The following is a 23,605-nucleotide window of genomic DNA, read 5'->3' as shown; positions in this document are numbered from 1 at the left end:
CATGGCGTTTTGGAGGCGGGTACGACCAGACGGACAACCGCCCGCTACCGCCCCCCCCCCCCCCCCCCCCCCCCCCCCCCCCCCCCCCCCCCCCCCCCGGCCGCGCGGGTCGAAGACGAGGATCCGGCGGTCGCCGTCCAGCAGGGCGCGGTAGCGCTCGGCGCGGGTGCGGGCCTGCTCGTGGTCCTGCGGGGTGAGCGCCGGGTCGGTGGCTCGGGCGAGTTCGCGGCCGAGCTCCGCGGTGAGGGCCAGCGTGTTGGCCCGGTACCGGAGTTGGACCGGGGCGCCGTCCAGGTTGCCGACCACCAGTGGGTGCCGGACGGCCAGCGCGTCCTGCTGGGCGGGCGTCAACTCGGCGAAGAAAGCGGCGACTTCGGCCGGGGTGGCGGTGGCCGGGTCGGGCGGGTGGACGCCGAGCGCGGTGTCGGCCACCCAGGCGGCGCTGCCCGGCGGCGGGCCGGTGACGGCCTGTTGGGCATCCGTGGAGAAGCCGCCGAGACCGAGCACCGCGGCCAGCATCACCGTACTGGCCGCGATGGCTCTCTTGACCCGAAACTTCCCCATGTCCGGCCCCTCCCTCGTCCGTTCGACTTCGACGGAAAGGAAGGTAGAAATGCGACGGCCCCGCGGACGTCACACCGCGGGGCCAACTCCCGGGTGCTACCGGGGTACTACTCGGGGTATCGCTCGGGGTACCACGGGGGTGCCGCCCGGGTGGCGGTGGCCGGGAGCACCGGCCCGGCGGGCGTCACTGGCCCGGCGTCACGAGGCCGGACTCGTAGGCGAGGACGACGGCCTGGGCGCGGTCGCGCAGGTCGAGCTTGGCGAGGATGCGCCCGATGTGGGTCTTGACGGTCTGCTCGGCCAGGACCAGCCGGCCGGCTATCTCCTGGTTGGACAGGCCGCGGGCGATCAGCTCCAGCACCTCGGTCTCGCGCGGGGTGAGGCCGTTGAGCCGCAGTTTGGGGTCCCGCCGCCGGGCCGGCCGGTTGCGGGCGAAGTCCTCGATCAGCCGGCGGGTCACCGAGGGGGCGAGCAGCGCCTCGCCGGCCGAGACCACCCGGACCGCGGAGATCAGGTCGGCCGGCGGGGCGTCCTTGAGCAGGAAGCCGCTGGCCCCGGCGCGCAGCGCCTCGTACACGTAGTCGTCCACGTCGAAGGTGGTCAGCATCATCACCTTGGGCCGGTGCGCGCCGGGGACGGCGGGGTCGAGCAGTCGGCGGGCGGCCTCCAGGCCGTCCATGACGGGCATGCGGACGTCCATCAGCACCAGGTCCGGGTGGGTGCGGCCGCTCACCTCCAGGGCCTGCGCGCCGTCCGCCGCGTCCCCCACCACGTCGATGTCGCTCTGGGCGTTGAGCAGGGCGGCGAAGCCGGCCCGCACCATGGCCTGGTCGTCGACGATGATCACGCGGATGGTCATGCGGGCTTCTCCCGGGGGGTTTCGAGGGGCAGGACGGCGGCGACCTTGTAGCCGCCGTCCGGCATCGGGCCGGTCTCCAGCCTGCCACCGACCAGCCGGGCGCGTTCCCGCATTCCGATCAGTCCCTGTCCGGTGCCCTCCATGGAGGCCTCCAGCGACTCGGTGTGCTGGGGCGGGGGCGTGTTCACCACGGTCAGCAGCAGGGTGGCGCCCTCGTCGACCAGGGATATCCGGGCCCGCGAACCGGGCGCGTGGCGCACCACGTTGGCCAGCGCCTCCTGCACGATCCGGTACGCGGACAGGCCGACGGCCTTCGGCACCGCCTCGGCCAGCCCCGGATCCACCGTCAGCTCGGCCGGGACCCCGGCCCGCCCCACCGTCTCGATCAGCTGCGGCAGTTGCTCGATCCCGGGCTGCGGCACCTTCTCGGCGGCGGACTCCTCGCTGCGCAGCACGCCCAGCAGCCGGCGCATCTCGGTCAGCGACTCGCGGGCGGTGCCGGCGATGGCGGTGAACTCCTCGGTGGCCGCGGCCGGTACGCCGGTGATCCGGTACGGCGCGCTGGCCGCCTGCACGGCGATCACCGACATGTGGTGGGCGACCACGTCGTGCAGTTCCCTCGCGATCCGGGCGCGCTCCTCCAGCAGGGTGCGCCGCTCGCGTTCGGCCTCGCTGATGTGCTCCTGTTCGGCGAGCAGCCGGCGGGCCTCGGTGCGGTCCTGGACGGCCCAGCCGAGCAGCAGGGCGGCGCCGCCGAGGGCGACCAGCAGCATGGTGGTGCCGTCGTCGGCGTGCGGGAAGCCGAGCGTGGTGGTGAGGAGGGTGAGCAGGATCGTCGCGATCCAGACCGCGATCAGGGTGGCCCGGCTCTCCCGCAGCGCGAGCGCGATCAGCAGGAAGACGTACGCCAGGACCATCGGCGCCGTCCACGGCCAGGTGCCGCCGAACTGGTGGTGCCGGGCGGTGATGGAGGCCGTGGTGACGAGGGTGGCCGCGCTGATCCACCAGGCGGCCAGCGGCCGGGTGATGGCGAGCAGCAGCGGTGCGGTCTGGGCGACGGTGAGCGCGCCGGCGATGGGCACGGCGACGCCGTAGAAGTCGACCAGCGCGACGATCCCGGTGGGGATCAGCGAGGCCTGCATGATCAGCGCGACGACGTACGGAAGCCGGCGCAGCCAGGCGCGGGGCGAGTCCCCGAGCAGCGGGGCGTACCCGCCGGTCGGGGTGGTGAGGTGGTGCCGGAGCGAGCGGAGCAGCCGGAGGGCCTGCGCGCGGACTTCGGTCGTGGTGATCGTCTTCATCGCGGGCCAGCCTAAGAGGGTGCCGTCCGCCCGTCGTCGCACTGGGGTCGAACATCGGAGTGCTACCGGAGTAGGGGGTGCTACCCGGGTACTACTGCTCCCGGCACGGTTCCGGGGCCGGGAGTGGTGCCCGCGGTACTACCGCGGGCCTGTACTACCGCGTGGCCGGTACTACTGCGTGGCCGGTACTACTGCGGGCCGGTGCGCCAGTGGCCGGCCAGGGCCGGGCCGAGCTGGTCGAAGTGGCGCTCGATGACGGCGACCATGCCCTCGGGCCCGGCGGGCTCCTGGTCGGGGGTCCAGGACAGGTGGGCGGCGCGCAGCACGCTGCCGAAGACGGCGGCGAGCACGGTGGGGCGCAGGTCCTCGGCCGGGTCGAGGCCCTCGCGCTCGGCGAGCACCCGGACGACCACCCGTTCCTGCTCGGTGACCCGGCGCAGGTGGGTGGCGAGCAGGGTGGGGGTCTCCTCGATCATCCGCATCAGTTCGAGGGCGGTGGTGATCGAGCGGGGGCCGCTGCGGTGTTCGGCGCCGAGTTCGCGCCAGGACTGGACGATCGCGGCGCGCAGGGCCTGGAGCGGGGACTCGTGGGCCGGGCGGCGGCACAGGCACTCGATGAAGTAGTCCTCGGCGTCGGCCATCACGGCGAGCGCGACCTCGTCCTTGTTGGCGAAGTAGCGGAAGAAGGTGCGCTGGGAGACCTCGACGGCGGAGGCGATCTCGTCGACGGTGGTGCGGGCGAAGCCCTGGCCGAGGAAGAGCACGTGGGCGGCCTGGACGAGGGCGTCCCTGGTCTGCTGCTTCTTGCGCTCGCGCAGCCCTGGCAGCCGTTCGGGGGTGCCCGGGGCGGCGGTGGGGGTGGGGGTGCGAGCGGCCATGGCGGGGCCTTCCGAGCGCGTGCGGGCGGGGTGAGGAGCACAACCTTAGCGCTCTGACAAATGTCAGCCAGAGTCAGAAGTCAGTGTTTGCCGAATGTCAGTGGCTGACATAATCTGCCGGAAGTGGCGCTCGCCGACCGGGCACTCGTGGGGACGGGTGGGTCGCGGCGCCACGCCCACGTTCCGTTCTCTGCCACGCCCCCGGAGGGCCCCAGATGAGCCAGTCCGTCGTCAAGAACGCCAAGGCGGACGTCCCGCCGCAGCGCACGCCACCGGGCGGGGGAGGGCTCAAGGGGCACCCCTGGCTGACCCTGCTGACCGTCGCGGTCGGCGTGATGATGGTCGCCCTGGACGGCACGATCGTCGCCATCGCCAACCCCGTCATCCAGGCGGACCTGAAGGCCGCGCCCTCCGAGATCCAGTGGGTGACCAGCGGCTACCTGCTGGCCCTGGCGGTCTTCCTGATCACGGCCGGCAAGATCGGCGACCGGTTCGGCCACAAGAACACCTTCCTGGTCGGCGCCGTCGGCTTCGCCGCCACCTCGGCCGCGATCGGCTTCGCCGGCAACATCCAGACCGTGATCGCCTTCCGGGTGCTCCAGGGCCTGTTCGGCGCGCTGCTCCAGCCGGCCGCGCTCGGCCTGCTGCGCGGCGCCTTCCCGGCCGAGAAGCTCAACATGGCGATCGGCATCTGGGGCGGTGTGATCGGCGCCTCGACCGCGGCCGGCCCGATCGTCGGCGGCCTGCTGGTCGAGCACGTCAACTGGGAGTCGGTCTTCTTCATCAACATCCCGGTCGGCCTGATCGCGCTCGGCCTCGGCCTGTGGATCCTCAAGGACGTGCGGGCCGAGAAGGCCGCCAAGTCCTTCGACCTGCCCGGGATCGCGCTGCTCTCGGTGGCGATGTTCGCGCTGGTCTTCGGCATCATCAAGGCCCCCGAGTGGGGCTGGGGCGACGCCCGCACGCTGCTGTTCCTGGGCGGCGCGGTGGTCCTGATGGTGCTCTTCGCGTTCTGGCAGGCCCGGGCGAAGGAGCCGCTGATCCCGCTCAGCCTGTTCCGTTCGGTGCCGCTGTCGGCGGGCACCCTGCTGATGGTGCTGATGGCCTTCGCGTTCTTCGGCGCGATCTTCTTCGTGACCTTCTACCTGCAGAACGTGCACGGGATGTCGCCGGTGTCGGCCGGTGTCCACCTGCTGCCGATGACCGGCATGATGATCATCGGTTCGCCGGTGGCGGGCATCGCGATCGGCAAGCTCGGCCCGCGGATCCCGATCGTGGCCGGCATGCTGATCACCACCACCGCGATGTTCGGCATGTCCACCCTGGACGCGGGCTCCGGCACCGGCGTGATGTCGCTCTGGTTCGTCCTGATGGGCCTCGGCATCAGCCCGGTCATGGTCGGCGCCACCGAGGTGATCGTCGGCAACGCCCCGCTGGAGCTGTCCGGTGTGGCCGGCGGCCTCCAGCAGGCCGCGATGCAGGTCGGCGGCAGCCTCGGCACCGCGGTGCTCGGCGCGCTGATGGCCGCCAAGGTCACTGACGTGCTGCCGGGCAACTGGGCCCGGGCCGGCCTGCCGCCGGTCCAGGGCGCCGAGGCCGAGGGCCTCAAGCAGGCCGCGCAGCTCGGCATCGCCCCGCCGGCCCCGGCCGGCACCCCGCAGCAGGCGGTGGACGCGATGGCCGGCGCCGTGCACGACTCCTTCGTCAGCGGCATGTCGCTCGCCTTCGCGGTCGCCGCCGTGGTGGCCTTCGGCGCCGCCGTGCTCGGCCTGCTCACCCGCCGCGGCACCGTCGACGCGGGCCCGGCCGTCCACATCTGATCCCGCGCGGCCGACGGCCGACGACCAGCGGCCCCGGACTCGATGGAGTCCGGGGCCGCTGCGTGCCCTCATCCGCCGCCGCGGGCCGGTGGGACCAGCGGGACCCGCTCGGGTGCACCCGGGAACGCCGAAGGGCCGGACCTCCGTGCTTGGAGGCCCGGCCCTTCAGGGTCTAGCGGGTGATCAGGCGTCGCCGCCGGCGGCGCCCGGGTCGGCCGCGGCCACGTCGAGCAGCTGGTAGCGGTCGATCGCGTCCTTCAGCGCGCTGCGGTCGATCTTGCCCTGCTTGGCGAGCTCGGTGAGCACCGCCAGGACGACCGACTGCGCGTCGATGTGGAAGAAGCGACGCGCCGCACCGCGGGTGTCGGCGAAGCCGAACCCGTCGGCACCCAGCGACTGGTACTGACCGGGCACCCAGCGGGAGATCTGGTCCGGCACCGCGCGCATCCAGTCGGACACGGCGACGACCGGGCCCTCGGCACCCTGGAGCTTCTGGGTGACGTACGGCACGCGCTGCTGCTCCTCGGGGTGCAGCAGGTTGAACTCCTCGGCCTCCACCGCGTCGCGGCGCAGCTCGTTCCAGGAGGTCGCGGACCAGACGTCGGCCTTGACGTTCCACTCCTCGGCGAGGATGCGCTGGGCCTCCAGGGCCCACGGCACGGCCACGCCGGAGGCGAGGATCTGGGCCGGGATCTGGCCGGCGGTGCCCGGCGCGTACTTGTGCAGACCCTTGAGAATGCCCTCGACGTCCACGTTCTCGGGCTCGGCCGGCATCTTGATCGGCTCGTTGTAGACGGTCATGTAGTAGAACACGTCCTCGCCGTGCGGGTGCTCGGCACTGGTGCCGTACATCCGCCGCAGACCGTCCTGGACGATGTGCGCGATCTCGAAGCCGTACGCCGGGTCGTACGCGACGACGCCGGGGTTGGTCGAGGCCAGCAGCTGCGAGTGGCCGTCGGCGTGCTGGAGGCCCTCGCCGGTCAGCGTGGTACGGCCGGCGGTGGCGCCGATGACGAAGCCGCGGGCCAGCTGGTCGGCCATCTGCCAGAACTGGTCGCCGGTGCGCTGGAACCCGAACATCGAGTAGAAGACGTACACCGGGATCAGCGGCTCGCCGTGGGTGGCGTAGGAGGAGCCGGCGGCGATCAGCGAGGCGGTGCAGCCGGCCTCGGAGATGCCGTCGTGCAGCATCTGGCCGGTCGGCGACTCCTTGTAGGCCAGCAGCAGGTCGCGGTCGACCGACTCGTAGGTCTGGCCGAGCGGGTTGTAGATCTTCGCCGACGGGAAGAGCGAGTCCATGCCGAAGGTGCGGTACTCGTCGGGCGCGATCGGCACGAAGCGGTTGCCGATGCCCTTGTCCCGCATGAGGTCCTTGAGCACCCGGACGAACGCCATGGTGGTGGCGATGGTCTGGTTGCCGGAGCCCTTCTTGACCGCCTTGTACGCGTCGTCGCCGGGCAGTTCCAGCTGACGCGGGCGCACCTTGCGGGTCGGCACGTAGCCGCCCAGCTCGCTGCGGCGGTCGTGCATGTACTGGATCTCTTCCGAGCCGCGGCCCGGGTGGTAGTAGGGCGGGTAGCCCTCGTCCAGCTGCTTGTCGGTGATCGGCAGGTGCAGCCGGTCGCGGAAGCGCTTCAGGTCCTCGACCGTCAGCTTCTTCATCTGGTGGGTGGCGTTGCGGCCCTCGAAGTTGGGGCCGAGCGTCCAGCCCTTGACCGTCTGGGCGAGGATGACCGTCGGCTGGCCCTTGTGCTCGCGGGCCGCCTTGAACGCCGCGTAGATCTTCTTGTGGTCGTGGCCGCCGCGACCCAGGTGCTGGACCTGCTGGTCGGTCATGCTCTCGACCATCTTGCGCAGGCGCAGGTCGCTGCCGAAGAAGTGCTCGCGGATGTACTGACCGGTCTCGGTGGCGTAGGTCTGGAACTGGCCGTCCACCGTGGTGTTCAGCTTGTTGACCAGGACGCCGTCGCGGTCCTGCGCGAGCAGCGGGTCCCAGCTGCGGTCCCAGACCAGCTTGATCACGTTCCAGCCGGCGCCCCGGAACTGGGACTCCAGCTCCTGGATGATCTTGCCGTTGCCGCGGACCGGGCCGTCCAGGCGCTGCAGGTTGCAGTTGACCACGAAGGTCAGGTTGTCGAGGCCCTCGCGCGAGGCCAGCGACAGCTGGCCCAGCGACTCCGGCTCGTCCATCTCGCCGTCGCCGAGGAAGGCGTAGACGTGCGAGTCGGAGGTGTCCTTGATCCCGCGGTGCTCCAGGTAGCGGTTCATCCGGGCCTGGTAGATCGCGCCGAGCGGGCCGAGGCCCATGGACACGGTCGGGAACTCCCAGAAGTCCGGCATCAGCCGCGGGTGCGGGTAGCTGGAGAGGCCGTACGGGGCCTTCGACTTCTCCTGGCGGAACGCGTCGAGCTGCTGCTCGGACAGTCGGTCCAGCAGGAACGCGCGGGCGTAGATGCCGGGGGAGGCGTGGCCCTGGAAGAAGATCTGGTCGCCGGACTCGCCCTCGGCGTCCTTGCCGCGGAAGAAGTAGTTGAAGCCGACGTCGTACAGCGACGCGGAGGAGGCGAAGGTGGCGATGTGCCCGCCCACGCCGATGCCCGGGCGCTGTGCCCGGGAGACCATCACGGCCGCGTTCCAGCGGGTCGCGTTGAGGATCTTTCGCTCGATCTCCTCGTTGCCGGGGAAGAACGGCTCGTCCTTGGTCGCGATGGTGTTGACGTAGTCCGTGCTGCGCATCTCGGGCACGGCGACACGCTTCTCGCGGGCGCGCTCGATCAGGCGGAGCATCAGGTAGCGGGCGCGCTCGCGCCCCCGCTCGTCGATGGCCGCGTCAAGCGACTCCAGCCATTCCGCGGTCTCCTCGGGATCGAAGTCCGGGACCTGACTCGGAAGGCCGCCAATGATGATCGGGTTGCGATCGGATCCGGAAGCCACGCTGTTCCTTCACTGTCGGTCGAAACTGAGGTGTGTCGCGCCGCCTCCATCGTGCTACCGCGCTCGGAGATCCGTCATCTCTACCGATCGGTAACCGTTCCGCCTGGTGGGCGGGACGGTCTGGCGGTGCGCGGTCCGGGCGACTTCGCCCGCCCCGCACACCCCCGGGTGCTACGTACAGAGGTGGTCCGACCTGGTGTCCCGTCCGCCCGATGGCGGGCGGCCGGGGTGAGGGCCAACAGGAGACTCTACGCCCGCGCACGCGCGGACCCGAATGCCGTTCGTATCTCGGGCATCCGTACGCCCTGTGGGCCGGGACCACCCGAAGCATCCTTGTCTCATGCAGAGAAGGGCAAATCGGTGTGATTCCCGACACATCGAACGGCGTGTCCCCGCTGTGGCACGTCAACCTTTGGGGGGGATCGGGGGTCGGGTACTTGCGCGAACCGCCGCGCCCGTGTGGACTACGGCCACAGCCTCGGCATGGACGCCGGGCCGAATACTGGAGGTTATTCCCGTGAGCGCGACCGCGGACCCCGCGGACAAGTCCAACCCGGCGACCCGTCTCGGCTTCGAAGAGGGCCAGATCATCCAGGAGCTGGGGTACGACGACGACACTGACCAGGATCTCCGCGAAGGCATCGAGGAGCTCACCGGGACGGATCTCGTCGACGAGGACTACGACGACGTCGCCGACGCCGTCCTGCTGTGGCACCGCGACGACGACGGGGACCTCACCGACTCCCTCGTCGACGCCCTGGAGTACCTGGCCGAAGGCGGTCTGATCTGGCTGCTGACGCCCAAGACCGGGCGCGACGGCCACATCGAGGCGTCCGACATCGCGGACGCGGCCCGCACCGCCGGTCTCTCCCAGACCAGCTCGATCGCGGTCGCCAAGGACTGGGCGGCCACCCGGCTCGCCACCAAGTCCACGGCCAAGCCGGCCGGCAAGCGCTGAGCGGGCTCTGAGGCCCCGCACCGGGCCCCGCCGGAGGATCCCTCCGGCGGGGCCCGATCGTTTTCCGGGTCCGGAACCGGGGGCGGCGTCGCCCTCGTCGTCACGGAGCGTGGTCGCCCGGGGTCGCGTCCGCCCCGGGGCCGGCCCGGAAACGCGTTCGCCCAGGGCGAAAGCGGTGGAGCGCGCGGGTGCCGCCCTCATCCATTCGGCGGAACGTGCCCGAACGGATGCGAGGATGGCGCTGGCCGCGCCGCCCGCGCGGCGCGGTCGCGTCAGAAAGGTCACGTCCATGGCCATCGAGGTCGGCACCGAGGCTCCGGACTTCGAGCTCAACAACCAGCACGGCGAAGCGGTCCGCCTCTCCGACTTCCGGGGCGAGCGGAACGTCGTCCTGGTCTTCTACCCGTTCTCCTTCACCGGCGTCTGCACCGGCGAGCTCGGCGCCATCCAGCGGGAGCTGGCGCAGCTGCAGAACGACCGGGTCCAGGTGCTCGGCGTCTCCTGCGACTCGCAGTTCACCCAGCGCGTCTTCGCCGAGCGGGAGGGCCTGGAGTTCCCGCTGCTGGCCGACTTCTGGCCGCACGGCGAGGTCGCCCGCGCCTACGGCGTCCTCGACGAGCGGAAGGGCTGCCCCGTGCGCGGCACCTTCGTGATCGACACGGCGGGCACGGTGCGCTGGAGCGTCGTCAACGACCTCCCGGACGCCCGGGACGAGCAGGAGTACCTGAAGGCCCTCGGCGCCCTCTGAGGCCCCGCGTGGAGGCCCGTGGCGGTGGCCGCGGGCCCGGCCCCGCGAACTTCGAACAGCCGCGCCGGGCCCGTTCGCACGTCCGGACGGGAACCGCGCACTACGCTCGGTCCGTTGGCCGGGTGGGGCACGTGAGCCGCTCGCCGGCCGGCGCCTCGAACCGCACCACGGGGGCACCAGGGCGTGCCTCCCGATTCTTGGAGGACAAGTGGGTGTCAGCCTGAGCAAGGGCGGCAATGTCTCGCTCACCAAGGAGGCCCCGGGGCTTTCGGCCGTGGTCGTCGGCCTGGGCTGGGACGTCCGGACCACCACCGGGACGGACTTCGACCTGGACGCCAGCGCGCTGCTCTGCAACGAGCAGGGCAAGGTCGCCTCGGACGGGAACTTCGTCTTCTTCAACAACCTGAAGAGCGCGGACGGCTCCGTCGAGCACACCGGTGACAACCGCACCGGCGAGGGCGAGGGCGACGACGAGGCGATCAAGGTCAACCTGGCCGGCGTCCCGGCGGACGTGCAGAAGATCGTCTTCCCGGTCTCGATCTACGACGCCGAGAACCGCGGGCAGAACTTCGGCCAGGTCCGCAACGCGTTCATCCGCGTGGTGAACCAGGCCGACAACACGGAGCTGGCCCGCTACGACCTCTCCGAGGACGCCTCCACCGAGACCGCGATGGTCTTCGGCGAGCTGTACCGCAACGGCGCGGAGTGGAAGTTCCGGGCCATCGGCCAGGGCTACGCCTCCGGCCTGCGCGGCATCGCCCAGGACTTCGGCGTCAACGTCTGACCGGACGACACCGGACGGCGCGGGGCGGCGGCGGACGACGGCCGGTCGCCCGGCGCGGGAGCCTTCTACGGGGCGGCCCCGGACCTCCAGAGGTCCGGGGCCGCCCCGGCTTCGTGTCGGCTCCGTGCGCTGCGAGGATGTGAGTTCAGGAAGTTCAGCCGGCCAAACGGGGCCGGCCCGGGCCGTGGGGGACTACACCTTGTAGGCGCGCCCCGGGAGAAGGCAAGGGAGGAAGAACAGTCATGGTGGTCACGCTCGCCAAGGGCGGGAACGTCTCGCTCACCAAGGCCGCGCCGAACCTGACGCAGGTCCAGATCGGCCTCGGCTGGTCCGCCCGTTCGACCACGGGCGCACCGTTCGACCTCGATGCGAGCGCCCTGATCTGTGGTGGCGGCCGGGTGCTCGGTGACGAGTACTTCGTCTTCTACAACAACCTCAAGAGCCCCGAGGGCTCGGTCGAGCACACCGGTGACAATCTCACCGGCGGCGAGGACGACGGCGACGACGAGGTGGTCCTGGTCAACCTGGAGCTGGTTCCGGCGCAGGCGGACAAGGTGGTGTTCGCGGTGTCGATCTACGACGCCGAGGCGCGGCTGCAGAACTTCGGGCAGGTCCGCAACGCCTACATCCGGGTCGCCAACTCCCTCGACGGCGAGGAGATCGCCCGTTACGACCTGTCCGAGGACGCGTCCAGCGAGACCGCGATGATCTTCGGCGAGCTGTACCGCTACGCGGGCGAGTGGAAGTTCCGCGCGGTGGGCCAGGGCTACGCCTCCGGCCTGCGCGGCATCGCCCTCGATTTCGGCGTAAACGTACAGTAAGGGCGAAAAGGCGAAAATCAGAACAATCGCACCCAACCTACGATCATGAGAACAGAAGGCAGTGCGGGGGTGACCTGACCGGGCCCGGCCCGGTCAGGGCGTCTCGGGACGAGGCCGCCCCCGGCACGGCCCGAAACCCGAAAGGTAACCAAGTCCCGTGTTCCTCCGCACTTTCGGCTGGTCGTTCGCGATCACCGTCCTAGGCCTGATCGCGGCCGGACTGCTCTGGGGGGCCCAAGGATTCGGCATCGTGCTGATCCTCTCCATCCTGGAGATCTCCCTGTCGTTCGACAACGCGGTGGTCAACGCCACGGTGTTGAAGCGGATGAACCCGTACTGGCAGAAGATCTTCCTGACCGTCGGCGTGCTCATCGCCGTCTTCGGCATGCGGCTGGTCTTCCCGCTGCTGGTGGTCGGCCTCACCGCGAAGCTCAACCCCGCGACGGTCGTCGACCTCGCGCTGCACTCCGACAAGACGCACGCCGGCCTGACCTACGGTCAGTACCTGGAGGCGGCCAACCCCGCCATCGCGGCCTTCGGCGGCGTCTTCCTGCTCATGATCTTCCTCGACTTCGTGTTCGACGACGAGAAGGAGCACAACTGGCTGGGCTGGATCGAGCGCCCGCTGGAGAAGGTCGGCAAGCTGGACGCCTTCTCCAGCGTCGTCGCGCTGGTCGTGCTGGTGCTGGCCTCCAACTTCTTCGCCGGGGAGCACGCTGAAACCGTTCTGCTCGCCGGTGTCCTCGGCCTGATCACCTATCTCGTGGTCGGCGGCCTCTCCTCGATCTTCGAATCGGGTCTGGAGGAGGACGCCGAGCGCGAGGAGGAGGCCGAGAAGTCCGGCAAGTCGATCCTCCAGGTCGGCGGCAAGGCCGCGTTCTTCCTCTTCCTCTACCTGGAGGTCCTGGACGCCTCGTTCTCCTTCGACGGCGTGGTCGGCGCGTTCGCCATCTCCAGCGACATCTTCCAGATCACCCTGGGCCTGGGCATCGGCGCGATGTACATCCGCTCGCTGACCGTCTTCCTGGTCCGCAAGGGCACCCTGGACGACTACGTCTACCTGGAGCACGGCGCGCACTACGCGATCGGCGCGCTCTCGGTGATCCTGCTGGTCGGGATCAAATACCACATCCCGGAGATCGTCACCGGCCTGATCGGCGTCGCCTTCATCGGGCTGGCGCTCGGCTCGTCGATCCTGCGCAACCGGCGCGAGGCCGCGCGGGACGAACCGGAACTGGTGAGTACGGGTACCGGCGAATAGCCCGCCGGGTACGCGAAACGGCCGCCTCCGGGAATCCGGGGGCGGCCGTTTCGCGTCGCGGTGCGCCCGTTCAGCCGAGCTGCTGCTCGATCGCGCGCAGCTTGCGCTCCAGCGAGTCCAGCTTGGGCATCGACAGGGTGTCGTCGTCGGCCGTCAGGTCGATGGTCGAGCTGCGGTAGGACGAGCCCGAGGCCGATCCGGCGGACGAGGACGAGGAGTAGGACGAGGAGGACGCCGAGGAGGACGGCGCGTACGACGAGCCGACGGCGGCACGCGGGCGGCGGCCGGCGTCCAGCGCGGCCGGCTCCAGCGGGCCCGAGGCGGCCTGGTGCGAGGAGGCGGTGTCCGACTCGGCGGCTAGGGCAGGCTCCGTAGCGGTCTGGCCGTCGCCGGCAGCAGTGAGCGCGGGCACCTGGCGGCCGCCGCGGGCCCGGGCGAGCATGCCGCCCTGGCGGGAGATGGCCTTCAGCTCGGCCCGCTCACGGCGGTCGGCCGTGCGGGCCCGCACCTTGGCGTCCAGCTTGGCCTGGCGCTCCTCGCGCACCTCCTCGACCGCCTCGTCCAGACTGCGGACGTTCTCCAGCAGCATCAGCGACCAGGCCGCGTAGGTCTCGCGCGGGGCGCGCAGCCAGCGGACGATCCGGATCTGCGGCAGCGGGCGCGGCACGAGCCCCTGCTCGCGCAGCGCGGCCTTGCGGGTCTGCTTCAGCGCGCGGTCGAACAGGATCGCCGCCGAGATCGACATGCCGGAGAAGAACTGCGGGGCGCCATCGTGCGACACGCCGCGCGGCGCGTGCACCCAGTTGAACCAGGCCGAGGCGATCGCGAACACCCAGACCAGCAGGCGGGAGCCGAGCGCGGCGTCACCGTGGCTGGCCTCGCGGACGGCGAGCACCGAGCAGAACATCGCGGCGCCGTCGAGGCCGAACGGGACGAGGTACTCCCAGCCGCCGGACAGCCCCAGGTTCTCCTTGCCGAAGCCCACCAGGCCGTGGAAGGACAGCGCGGCCGCGACACCGGCGCAGCAGAACAGCAGCGTGTAGGAGGAGATGCCGTAGATCATCTCCTTGCGCCGGCGACGCTCCTCGCTGCGCTCCCAGGAGTCGCCGGCCTCTTCCTTCTTCGTGTTCTTGAAACGCAGCGTCGCCAGCAGGACGGCGACGAACAGCAGGGCTGCGCCGCCGACGACGGTCCAGACCAGCTGTATGGAGGTCAGGTTCATTGCGGGTCGGGCCTCGGGTTTCCGCAGGGGACGGGTTCACAGAGCGACACAGGCGGTCAGCTCCCGGTACTCGGGTCGCGCCTGACGGTTCGTTCGTCGCCGCACGGCGTACCCGCCGCACCCGCGCAGGGGCGGACGGGACACCTGTGCGGCTAGACGATATCGCGTCCGAAGGGGCGGCATGTTACGGGAGGGGGGCTTCCTCCCGCCAATCGACCCGCCGGCCGCTCCACTCGTCGACCCGGCGGTGAGCGCCGGGGGGCCCGACGGGGTAGGGGAGGGGAAGGTTTGGGTATCCGAGGGCCGGGCTGATGCCCGATCATGGAGCGGCGAACCGTCAGATCGCCTGACGGGAGCAGGGGGAGAGGGCGGGATGGTCTCGATCTGGGAGTACCTGCGCGGGGAGCGGAACTACACCTTCGACAACCCGGGCGGTCAGCACAAGGTCATACTCACCAAGTCGACCCCGCAGCACGCGATCACCGGGTCCGCGGCCACCACCGGCTACCTCTACGTCAACCTGCACTGGACCACCCGCTCCGGGGCCGTCCGGCCGAGTGCCCGGGAACGCGCCAAGCGCCTCTTCAGCCCCCGCATCCTGCGCCCGCTGGAGCCGGACTCGGTGCAGAACGAGCAGGTCAACGTCGACCTCGACCTGGCGTGCATGTACGAACTGTCCGACGGGAGCAGCGGTGTGGTGCAGCCGCTCGGCGGCTACTTCGGCGACCTCCGGCAACCGCCGTACATCAAGCTCAGCGGCGACGACCAGTACGGGGCGCCGTCCGGCGAGACGATGTACGTCAACCTGGAGAAGAAGGACAAGTTCAAACGGCTGCTGATCTTCGTCTACATCTACGACGGCACGCCGGCCTTCGAGCAGTCCCACGCGGTGGTGACGATCGTGCCGCAGACCGGGCCGCGGATCGAGATCAAGCTGGACGAACGGGCCCGGGCGGCGCGCTCGTGCGCGGTGGTGCTGATCGAGAACGCGGGGGACAACCAGCTGACGGTGCGCCGTGAGGTGCGGTACGTCAACGGGTTCCAGGCGGACATCGACCGGCTGTACGGGTTCGGGATGCAGTGGCAGCGCGGGTACAAGAGCCAGGGCGGTTCCGACTAGGCCCCGCCCGGCCTCGACCCCGCCCGGCCTCGGCCCTGCCCGGTCTGGTCGGAGCCGGGCGGCGGTGGTGCCCTGAGCAGGCCGGTCAGCGGGGCTGGAACTGCGGGCCCTGCGGCGGCAGGGCGAACTCCTCGCCGGTGGGCGGCTGGGCCGAGGCCTGGGCCGGTGGTTGCGCGGGGGCCTGGGCCGGCGGCTGCTGGCCGGTGCCGGCGTGCGGGTAGCCGTAGCTGCCGGGGTGCTGCTGCGGGGCGGGCTGCTGCTGGTGCGGGTAGCCGTAGCCGGTGCCCTGCTGCTGCGGGTACGGCTGGGGAGTGGGTTGCGGGTACCCGTAGCCGGTACCGGGCTGCTGCTGCGGATAGCCGTAGCCGGTGCCGGGCGGCTGCTGGGGCTGTGGCTGCTGCGGGTAGCCGTACCCGGTGCCGGGCTGGTGGGCCGGGGGTGCGGTCGGAGCCGGCGGCGCGGCCGGGGGAACGGTGGGCGGGGCGGTCGGCGGGGGCGGCACCGTGCCCGGGGCGGCCGCGGCGGGCTGCTGGGGCCGGCCCTGGGGGGTGGCCGACGGCTGCGGGACGGCCGGGGCCAGGGTGAAGGTGCCGGGCTCGGGCGGGGCGGTCGGGCGCGGGGCGGGCAGCGGGGTGCTGCGCGGGTCGACGGCGGCGGTGGGGGTGGCCGTCGAGGCCGCCGCCGGGGCCGCGTCGGCCTCCGCCTCGTCGTCGACGGTGATGCCGAAGTCGGTGGCCAGGCCGATCAGGCCGGAGGTGTAGCCCTGGCCGATCGCCCGGAACTTCCAGGCGCCGGAGCGCCGGTACAGCTCGCCCGCGACCAGGGCGGTGACGTTCTCGCCGTCGGAGATCGCGAACTCGGCGAGTGCGGGCGTGCCGTCCCCGGCCGTGGCGTCGAAGAGCAGCAGGCGCAGCCCGGGCACCGTGCGGAAGGAGCCGCCCTCGGAGGAGCCGGCCAGCACCACCCGGTCGACGTCGGCGGGCAGCTTGGCGAGTTCGACCTCGATCGTGTCGATGATCTCGGCGCCGCCGGAGGTCTGCTGCTTGGGCAGGTGGCGCACCAGGCCGGAGGGGTGTCGCGGCTGGTTGTAGAAGACGAAGTCGGCATCCGAACGGACCTTGCCGGTGGCGCCGAGCAGCAGCGCGGACGCGTCCACGTCCGGCGCACCGGGCGTGGCGCTCCAGCGCAGCACGGCGCGGACCGCCGCAGCCGGCAGTGCGATGTTGGCGCCCTTGGCCATCACGTGCGTCATAGCCGACCATCCTGCCCGTTCGCCACCCCTTCGGACAACGTGACCGGGACCGTCGGAACCGGGTCGAACTTTGCCAAGACTTGCGCTTGCCGGGGGTTTGCCGGTGCTCGACCGGTGATCGGTGATCTGGACGGCGATGTTCCGGGAGTTCAGTGCCGAGGAACCGGGGACGGCCGGAATCCGTCCGTACGATGGGCGGTCCAAGGGCCCGCCGGGGTCGGGCGGAGGGGGGCCCGCCGGCGTCCGTCCGGGAACCACGGAGCCCCGTGGACCGGTTAACCATGGTGTCGCACCGCTGGATCGCGGTGTCGTCCCGCGCCGCCGCACGCCCCGGCAACGGACCGGTGGCCGTCAAACCTCTGAGGAGAGCACCTTGCGCCATTTCGGCCACCTCGCCGACGACGTACGCGGTCGCCTCTTCCTCGAACCGCCCCGGCCGTTCACCGCGCGGAGCGAGGCCGCGGTGCTGGCCACCGCCCTCGGCGGCACCCTCTACAGCCCCGCCACCCGGCCCGCGCTGGCCGCCGACATCCGCAAACAGGCTGCTCGGGGCGTGGTGTCGATGGTGCTCTGCCTGGAGGACGCGATCGCCGACCACGAGGTGGACGCGGGGGAGCGGAACCTGGTCGAGCAGTTGAATGACCTGGTCAGGGATTTCACCGACTGCACACAAGGCCACCCCCTGCTCTTCATCAGAGTTCGAGCCGCCTCCCAGATCCTCGACCTGGCCGAGCGGCTCGGGCCGGCCGTCGAGCTGCTGAGCGGGTTCGTCCTGCCGAAGTTCACCACGGAGACCGGCGGCGCGTACCTGGCCGCCCTGGCCGCCGCCGAGGCCGCCACCGGGCGCCGGCTGTTCGCCATGCCCGTCCTGGAGTCACCCGAACTCGCCCACCTGGAGACCAGGCGCCAGCAGCTCTTCGGCATCGCCGACCTGCTCGCCGGGCACCGGGAGCGGGTGCTCGCCGTCCGCCTCGGCGTGACCGACCTCTGCTCCGCGTACGGCCTGCGCCGCTCGCCCGACCTCACCGCGTACGACGTCGCCCTGGTCTCGGCGGTGATCGGCGACGTGGTCAACGTGCTCGGCCGGGCGGACGGCACCGGGTACACCGTCACCGGTCCGGTCTGGGAGTACTTCCCGGTCCAGGAACGGATGTTCAAGCCGCAGCTGCGCCGCACGCCGTTCGCCGAGGCCCCCGGGACGGCCCGGGCCTCCGGCGAGGAGGTCCGCCGGCGGATCATCGAGCACGACCTGGACGGGCTGATCCGGGAGGTCGAGCTCGACCGGGCCAACGGCCTGCTCGGCAAGACCTGCATCCACCCCAGCCACGTCCCCGCCGTGCACGCCCTCTCGGTGGTCACGCACGAGGAGTACTGCGACGCCCGGGACATCCTCCGGCAGGAGCAGGACGGCGGCGGGGTCCTGCGCTCGGCGTACACCAACAAGATGAACGAGGCCCGGCCGCACCGGGCCTGGGCGGAGCGGGTGCTGCTGCGGGCGGAGGTGTTCGGGGTGGCCCGGGAGGACGTGAGCTTCGCGGAGCTGCTCGCGGCCTGCCTGTGCGGGGGGTGAGGGGGCTGCGCGCGGCTGAGGGGGCTGTCCGCGGCTGACCCGAACGGCCCCACCGATCCGACCCATCCGGCCCATCCGGCCGATCCGACTGATCCGACTGATCCGACCGATCCGAAGACCGCACCACCGCACCATGCGAAGGCAGGACCAGCAGTGACAGCACAGCAGACGTGGACCGGCCGTTGGGTCGCCGACCGGGCCGGCATCGCCCTGACCGGATCGGACCGCCTCCCCGAACTCGTGGGCCTGGCCCTGCGTTCCCAGAACCCGAAGCGCGCCCACCTGCTGGTCTCCACCGTGCTCGGCAAGCACGTCCCGCAGCGGCCCGCGGTCGTCCACGGCGTCGGGCTCGAACTCGGCCGGCAGGTCCGCGAGTTGCTCGGCGACGAGGCCGCCGCGAGGGCCGTCGTCCTCGGCTACGCGGAGACGGCCACCGGCCTCGGCCACAGCGTCGCCGACGGCCTCGACGCCCCGTACCTGCACTCCACCCGCCGCCCGGTGGCCGGCGTGCCCCCACTCGGCGGCTTCGAGGAGGAGCACTCGCACGCCACCTCGCACCTGCTGCTCCCCGCCGATCCCGAACTCCTCACCGGTGACGGACCGTTGGTGCTGGTCGACGACGAGTTCTCGACCGGCCGCACGGTCCTCAACACCATCCGCGAACTGCACGCCCGCCACCCCCGCGACCACTACGTCGTCGTCGCCCTGGTCGACCTGCGCTCCGCCGCCGACCGCCGCCGGCTCGCCGACACCGCCGCCGAACTCGGCGTCCGGCTCGACCTGGTGGCCACCGCCAGCGGCGCCGTCCAGCTGCCCGCGGACGTCCTGGACCGCGCCGAGCGGCTGATAGCCGAGGCCGCCCCCGCCCCCGCCGCGCCCCCCGGACCGCCCGCACCGCTCGCCCGGGTCGACCTGGACTGGCCCGCCGGGCTCCCCGACGGCGGCCGGCACGGGTTCACCGCCCGCGACCGCGTCCGACTGGACGCCGCCCTGCCCCGCCTGGCCGCACAGCTGGCCGACGCACTGCCCGCCACGGCGCGGCGCGTGCTGGTCCTCGGCTTCGAGGAACTGATGTACGCCCCGCTGCGGCTGGCCGGCGCACTCGCCGACCGGCTGGGCGGCGACCGCGTCCGCTACTCCACCACCACCCGCTCGCCCGTCCTCGCCGTGGACGACCCCGGCTACGCCATCCGCACCCGCCTCGCCTTCCCCGCCCACGACGACCCGCAGGACGACGCTTCGCGCGAGCGCTACGCCTACAACGTCGCCCCCGGCAGCGACCCGGCCCGCCGGTTCGACGCGGTCGTGCTGGTGGTCGACGACGTCGCCGACACCCCCGCCCTGCGCGAGGGCGAGCGCGCCCTGCTCGGCCAGCTGCGGCAGGTCACCGACCAGGTGGTGCTCGCGGTGCTGCCCTCCCACCGGCCGGCCGGGCTGCCGTCCAGCACGCCTCCCCGCCTGCCGTCCCCGTTGTACGGCCCGGCGTTCTCCTCCTACCGGCCCGACGAGGTGGCCTGGCTGCTCAAGGACCTCTCCGGCGTCCCGCTCGAAGCCCCCACCGAGGAGCGCGAGGAGGCCGTCCAGAACGGCGGCGCGCACTACGCCGAATCGCTGCCGGTCGAGTACCAGCCCAGCCCCGAGTACCAGGAGCTGTTCCACCAGGCGCTGCGCGCCTCCGCCCGCCGCATCGCGCTCGCCGCCGGCACCGTCGCCGAGACCCTGCTGCGCGAGCGCGGCCCCGGCCTGGTGCTCGCCTCGCTGGCCCGGGCCGGCACGCCCGTCGGCATCCTGATCCGCCGCTGGCTCGCCCACGCCCACGGACTCGACACCCCGCACTACGCCGTCTCCATCGTCCGCGGCCGCGGCATCGACCCGGTAGCCCTGCGCTACCTGGCCGCCCACCACCGCGCCGGCGACGTGGTCTTCGTCGACGGCTGGACCGGCAAGGGCGCGATCAGCCGCGAACTCGCCGAGGCCCTGGCCGGCACCGGATTCGACCCGGACCTCGCCGTCCTCGCCGACCCCGGCCGCTGCGCGCGCACCTACGGCACCCGGGACGACTTCCTGATCCCCTCCGCCTGCCTCAACTCCACCGTCTCCGGCCTGGTCTCGCGCACCGTGCTGCGGCCCGGCCTGATCGGCCCGGACGACTTCCACGGCGCCAAGCACTACGCCGAACTGGCCGGCGCGGACGTCTCCGCCGCCTTCCTCGACACCGTGGCCGACCACTTCGACGCCGTCCGCCCGGAGGCCGTCGCCGCCGCCGACCGGCTGTCCACCGCCCCGGACCGCGCGCCCGACTGGGCCGGCTGGGCCGCCGTCGAGCGGATCAGCACCGAGTACGGCATCGACAGCGTCAACCTGGTCAAGCCCGGCGTCGGCGAGACCACCCGGGTGCTGCTGCGCCGCGTCCCCTGGCGGGTCCTCGCCCGGCGCGGCGCCGGCGCCGACCTCGACCACGTCCGGCTGCTCGCCGCCCAGCGCGGCGTCGAGGTCGAGGAGGTGGACGGCCTGCCGTACTCCTGCGTCGGCCTCATCCACCCCCGCTACAGTCGGGGAGCGACCGGGGCCTCCGGTAGGACCGTTGTGGTGAAGGAGTCCTGATGAACGCCGATGTTCTCGTCGCCAGCGACCTCGACCGGACGCTCGTCTACTCCAACCGGGCCCTCGCCCTGGACGTCCCCGACCGGCTCGCGCCCCGGCTGCTCTCCGTCGAGGTGCACGACGGCAAGGCGCTCTCGTTCATGACCGAACAGGCCGCCGCGCTGCTCGCCGAACTCGTCCGGCAGGCCTGGTTCGTCCCCGCCACCACCCGCACCCTCGCCCAGTACGAGCGGATCAACCTGCCCGGCCCGACGCCCGGTTGGGTCCCCGCGTACGCGATCTGCGGCAACGGCGGGCACCTGCTCGTCGACGGCGTGCCCGACCAGGACTGGCGCACCGAGATCACCGCGCGGCTCGCCTCCGGTGCGGCCCCGCTGGAGGAGGTCGTCCGGCAGCTCGCCCTGAGCGCCGACCCGGAGTGGACGCACAAGCGCCGCGTCGCCGACGGGCTGTTCGCCTACCTCGTCGTCGAGCGCGCCGCGCTGCCCGTCGGCTGGCTCGACGAGCTGACCGGCTGGTGCGCCGAACGCGGCTGGACGGTCTCGCTCCAGGGCCGCAAGGTCTACGCCGTCCCCGCGCCGCTCAGCAAGAGCGCCGCCCTCGCCGAAGCCGTCCGGCGCACCGGCGCGAGCACCGTGCTCGCGGCCGGTGACTCGCTGCTCGACGCCGACCTGCTGCTCGCCGCCGACGCCGCCTGGCGGCCCGGGCACGGCGAACTCGCCGACGGCGGCTGGACCGCCCCCGGCGTCACCGCCCTCGACGAGGTGGGGGTGGCGGCGGGGGAGGAGATCGTCCGACGGTTCCTCGCCCGGGTGGCCGCCGCTTCCGTCGCCCCCGCCGCCCCCACCGCCCCCGTCGTCGCTTCCTGAGCGGAAGCGGGAGCGGTCAGCCGCAGCAGCCGCCGCCGCAACAGCCCCCTCCGCCACCACCGTTGCCGGAGGGGGCCTGGCGCGGGGCGCCGCCCGAAGCGGAGCCGGTGACGGCGATGGCGGACAGCAGCTTCACGGTGTCCTCGTGGCCCTGCGGGCAGACGGCGGGGGCGCCGGCCTGCGCCATCGGGCGGCGGAGTTCGAAGGTGGCGCCGCAGGAGCGGCAGCGGAAGTCGTAGCGTGGCATACCGGCAGGGTACCCAGGCGGTGCCCTGCCGGCGCCCTACCGGTGTCCTATCGGTGGGTGCTGCCGGTGTCCTGCCCGGCCGGCGCTACCGGTACTACCGGCGCTACCGGTGCCCGCCCAGATCGCCGCGGATCAGCCCGATCACCTGCGCCGCCGTCTCCCGCACGCCCGCCAGCTCGGTCAGGAAGTGCCAGTAGTCGGGGTGCCGGCCGGCCGCCTCCAGGGTGGCCACGGCCCGGTCCAGCCGCGCCACCGCCTCGTCCAGCGGGGCGGCGTGCCGCGGGTCCGGCGCGCTGCGGCCCGTCATCGCCAGCCGCTGCGCGTCGCGCAGGGCGAACCGGGCCCGCTCCACCTCCCGGTGCGGGGCGTGCTGCACCTCGTTCAGCTGCCGCAGCCGCTCGTTCACCGCGACCACCGACCCGTCCGCGGTGTCCAACAGCGCGCGCACCGTACCGATGGCGCCCGTCGCGTCCGCCCAGCGCTGCTCGTCCCGTGCCCGGGCGGCCTCGGCGAGCTTGCGCTCCGCCGCCCGCCCGGTCTCCGCGACCTGCTCCGACACCCGCTGGAGGTCCTGCCAGCAGGCCGCGCTGAACCGGCGGCGCAGTTCGCTCAGCGCCGGCTCGACCGTCTCCGCCTTGGTCTCCAGCGCCTGGATCCGGGTCCGCAGGCTCGCCACCCGCCGGTCGATCTCCCGTGCCCGCTCCGGCAGTTGACCGGCGTCGGCCGCGATCGCCTCGGCGCGCTGCCGCACGTCGTCCGCGCGCCGCAGCGTCGGCGCCACCCCGTGCCGGGCCGGCCCCTCGTTCAGCAACCCGAGCTCCGGCGCCAGTTCGGCCAGCCGGGCCGCCAGGTCGTCCGCCCGCAGCCCGGCGCCGCGCACCGCGTCCAGCGCGTTGCTCGCCTGGAGCAGCGCGCGCTTCGCCTGCTCCACCGCCGGGGTGACCCGCATCAACTGCTGCTCGGCGCGCTGGAGGGTCGGCTGAAGCCGCTGGAGGAAGTCGTTCAGCTCCGCCCGGGCCGAGCCGAGCTGCCCCTTCACGTCCTCCAACTGCCGCCGGGCCCGCGCCGCGGTGCCGGCGTCCAGCGCCTCGTCGTCCAGGTTGTACGCGTCCAGCGCGCCCAGGTAGTTCACGGTGACCTGGTCCACCCGGCCGGTGATCCCCGCCAGGTCCGCCAGCGCCCGGCGGGCCGTCGCCTCGTCCTCGGCCGCCCGGACGGTCTCCACCGCCAACTGCACCTCGCGCTGCGTCGAGTCCAGCTCGTAGAACGCCTCCTGCGCGGCGTCCCGGGCCGCCTTGGCGTCCGCCCGCACACCCTCCCCGCCGCGCCGGCCCCACCAGCCGCCCGTCCCGGCCGAGGCCAGCCCCAGCGCACCCAGCGCACCCGCCAGCACCACCGGCACCACCAGTGCGTCGGCCAGCGCACTCCCCGCCCGACGCCGCCCCCGCCCGCTCCCGCCGGCCACCGTCACTGCGCGCTCCCTGCTCCGACCCGCTGATCCACCCCCATTCTTCCCGATCGCCCCACCGCACCGGCACCCCCACCCGCCCCACTCCCCGACCACCCGCACCACAGCACCCCCCGGGACCAGGTACCCTAGGCAGTCGTCGTGCCCCCACCGGGCCGCGACAGGGGGCGCGTAGCTCAGTGGTAGAGCGCTGCTCTTACAAAGCAGATGTCGGCGGTTCGAAACCGTCCGCGCCCACCACCGTTCGGAGGGCCGGGGGCGGGGGGGAGGGCTCCCGGGGACGGGTCCCCCTTTTTTTCCTTGGTGGTCCTTCTGTTTTGTCTCA

At 72.4% G+C, this 23,605-nt stretch carries 18 protein-coding genes, 1 tRNA gene and 1 pseudogene; 11 read left to right on the top strand and 9 right to left on the bottom strand.

All coding sequences use genetic code 11. From position 1 onward, the window contains the following. The 4 genes and pseudogenes from AC07AL_RS00610 to AC07AL_RS00595 all read right to left on the bottom strand — a co-directional run. Positions 1 to 564: pseudogene (locus AC07AL_RS00610) on the bottom strand (hypothetical protein); the annotation flags it as partial. A 184-nt stretch (positions 565 to 748) separates the two neighbouring features. Then, entirely contained in the window at positions 749 to 1,423 is a 675-nt protein-coding gene (locus AC07AL_RS00605; protein ID WP_063347446.1) for a response regulator, read from the bottom strand. Then, on the bottom strand, positions 1,420 to 2,724 hold the full coding sequence (locus AC07AL_RS00600; protein WP_363580684.1) for a sensor histidine kinase: 1,305 nt from the start codon (positions 2,722 to 2,724) through the stop codon (positions 1,420 to 1,422). The genes AC07AL_RS00605 and AC07AL_RS00600 overlap by 4 nt, the downstream gene beginning before the upstream one ends. A gap of 188 nt (positions 2,725 to 2,912) precedes the next feature. Beyond that, entirely contained in the window at positions 2,913 to 3,602 is a 690-nt protein-coding gene (locus AC07AL_RS00595) for a TetR family transcriptional regulator (RefSeq protein ID WP_363580686.1), read from the bottom strand. 215 nt (positions 3,603 to 3,817) lie between these two features. Between AC07AL_RS00595 and AC07AL_RS00590 the strand changes: the two genes are divergently transcribed. Next, the gene (locus AC07AL_RS00590; RefSeq protein ID WP_363580688.1) at positions 3,818 to 5,422 is read left to right on the top strand and encodes an MFS transporter; all 1,605 of its coding nucleotides are present in this window, start codon (positions 3,818 to 3,820) and stop codon (positions 5,420 to 5,422) included. Positions 5,423 to 5,605: 183 nt separating this feature from the next. On the opposite strand, the gene aceE is transcribed toward AC07AL_RS00590, so the two are convergent. Then, a complete protein-coding gene (aceE, locus tag AC07AL_RS00585) occupies positions 5,606 to 8,356 on the bottom strand; it encodes a pyruvate dehydrogenase (acetyl-transferring), homodimeric type (RefSeq protein WP_478316199.1) in 2,751 nt (916 codons plus the stop codon). 517 nt (positions 8,357 to 8,873) lie between these two features. Here aceE and AC07AL_RS00580 point away from each other — a divergent pair. From AC07AL_RS00580 to AC07AL_RS00560, 5 genes are all read left to right on the top strand, one after another. Beyond that, positions 8,874 to 9,314 (top strand): DUF3052 domain-containing protein, encoded by a 441-nt coding sequence (locus AC07AL_RS00580; RefSeq protein WP_363580692.1) that lies wholly within the window; start codon positions 8,874 to 8,876, stop codon positions 9,312 to 9,314. Between the two features lie 289 nt (positions 9,315 to 9,603). Continuing rightward, a complete protein-coding gene (locus AC07AL_RS00575; protein WP_363580694.1) occupies positions 9,604 to 10,062 on the top strand; it encodes a peroxiredoxin in 459 nt (152 codons plus the stop codon). Positions 10,063 to 10,270: 208 nt separating this feature from the next. Beyond that, on the top strand, positions 10,271 to 10,846 hold the full coding sequence (locus AC07AL_RS00570; RefSeq protein WP_363580696.1) for a TerD family protein: 576 nt from the start codon (positions 10,271 to 10,273) through the stop codon (positions 10,844 to 10,846). A 242-nt stretch (positions 10,847 to 11,088) separates the two neighbouring features. Continuing rightward, positions 11,089 to 11,667 carry a TerD family protein gene (locus AC07AL_RS00565; RefSeq protein WP_363580697.1) on the top strand — a complete coding sequence of 193 codons (579 nt, stop codon included), beginning with the start codon at positions 11,089 to 11,091 and terminating at the stop codon, positions 11,665 to 11,667. Positions 11,668 to 11,824: 157 nt separating this feature from the next. Next, the gene (locus AC07AL_RS00560) at positions 11,825 to 12,928 is read left to right on the top strand and encodes a DUF475 domain-containing protein (protein ID WP_363580699.1); all 1,104 of its coding nucleotides are present in this window, start codon (positions 11,825 to 11,827) and stop codon (positions 12,926 to 12,928) included. A 70-nt stretch (positions 12,929 to 12,998) separates the two neighbouring features. On the opposite strand, the gene AC07AL_RS00555 is transcribed toward AC07AL_RS00560, so the two are convergent. After that, complete coding sequence (locus AC07AL_RS00555; RefSeq protein WP_478316196.1) at positions 12,999 to 14,150, bottom strand: DUF2637 domain-containing protein; 1,152 nt, start codon at positions 14,148 to 14,150, stop codon at positions 12,999 to 13,001. 373 nt (positions 14,151 to 14,523) lie between these two features. Here AC07AL_RS00555 and AC07AL_RS00550 point away from each other — a divergent pair, with 373 nt between their 5' ends. Further along, complete coding sequence (locus AC07AL_RS00550; protein ID WP_350878113.1) at positions 14,524 to 15,270, top strand: Tellurium resistance; 747 nt, start codon at positions 14,524 to 14,526, stop codon at positions 15,268 to 15,270. Positions 15,271 to 15,355: 85 nt separating this feature from the next. On the opposite strand, the gene AC07AL_RS00545 is transcribed toward AC07AL_RS00550, so the two are convergent. Next, positions 15,356 to 16,522: a TerD family protein gene (locus tag AC07AL_RS00545; RefSeq protein ID WP_478316194.1), complete on the bottom strand. Its 1,167-nt coding sequence runs from the start codon at positions 16,520 to 16,522 to the stop codon at positions 15,356 to 15,358. A 373-nt stretch (positions 16,523 to 16,895) separates the two neighbouring features. Here AC07AL_RS00545 and AC07AL_RS00540 point away from each other — a divergent pair, with 373 nt between their 5' ends. From AC07AL_RS00540 to AC07AL_RS00530, 3 genes are all read left to right on the top strand, one after another. Next, positions 16,896 to 18,092 (top strand): HpcH/HpaI aldolase/citrate lyase family protein, encoded by a 1,197-nt coding sequence (locus AC07AL_RS00540; RefSeq protein WP_363580705.1) that lies wholly within the window; start codon positions 16,896 to 16,898, stop codon positions 18,090 to 18,092. Between the two features lie 153 nt (positions 18,093 to 18,245). Then, positions 18,246 to 20,696 carry a phosphoribosyltransferase gene (locus tag AC07AL_RS00535; protein WP_400985325.1) on the top strand — a complete coding sequence of 817 codons (2,451 nt, stop codon included), beginning with the start codon at positions 18,246 to 18,248 and terminating at the stop codon, positions 20,694 to 20,696. Next, on the top strand, positions 20,696 to 21,565 hold the full coding sequence (locus AC07AL_RS00530; RefSeq protein WP_400985326.1) for an HAD family hydrolase: 870 nt from the start codon (positions 20,696 to 20,698) through the stop codon (positions 21,563 to 21,565). Before AC07AL_RS00535 ends, AC07AL_RS00530 begins: the two co-directional genes overlap by 1 nt. Positions 21,566 to 21,581: 16 nt before the next feature. On the opposite strand, the gene AC07AL_RS00525 is transcribed toward AC07AL_RS00530, so the two are convergent. After that, positions 21,582 to 21,812, bottom strand: coding sequence for an FmdB family zinc ribbon protein (locus AC07AL_RS00525; protein ID WP_363580711.1), 231 nt, complete (start codon positions 21,810 to 21,812; stop codon positions 21,582 to 21,584). Between the two features lie 103 nt (positions 21,813 to 21,915). Then, on the bottom strand, positions 21,916 to 23,283 hold the full coding sequence (locus tag AC07AL_RS00520) for a hypothetical protein (protein ID WP_400985328.1): 1,368 nt from the start codon (positions 23,281 to 23,283) through the stop codon (positions 21,916 to 21,918). A gap of 162 nt (positions 23,284 to 23,445) precedes the next feature. Between AC07AL_RS00520 and AC07AL_RS00515 the strand changes: the two genes are divergently transcribed. After that, positions 23,446 to 23,520: transfer RNA gene (locus AC07AL_RS00515), tRNA-Val, on the top strand. Positions 23,521 to 23,605: the final 85 nt, after the last annotated feature.

The organism is Kitasatospora sp. NPDC043949 (assembly GCF_056435365.1).
The sequence above is the reverse complement of the archived record's forward strand: the minus strand, read 5'-3'. Positions and strand labels throughout refer to the sequence as shown.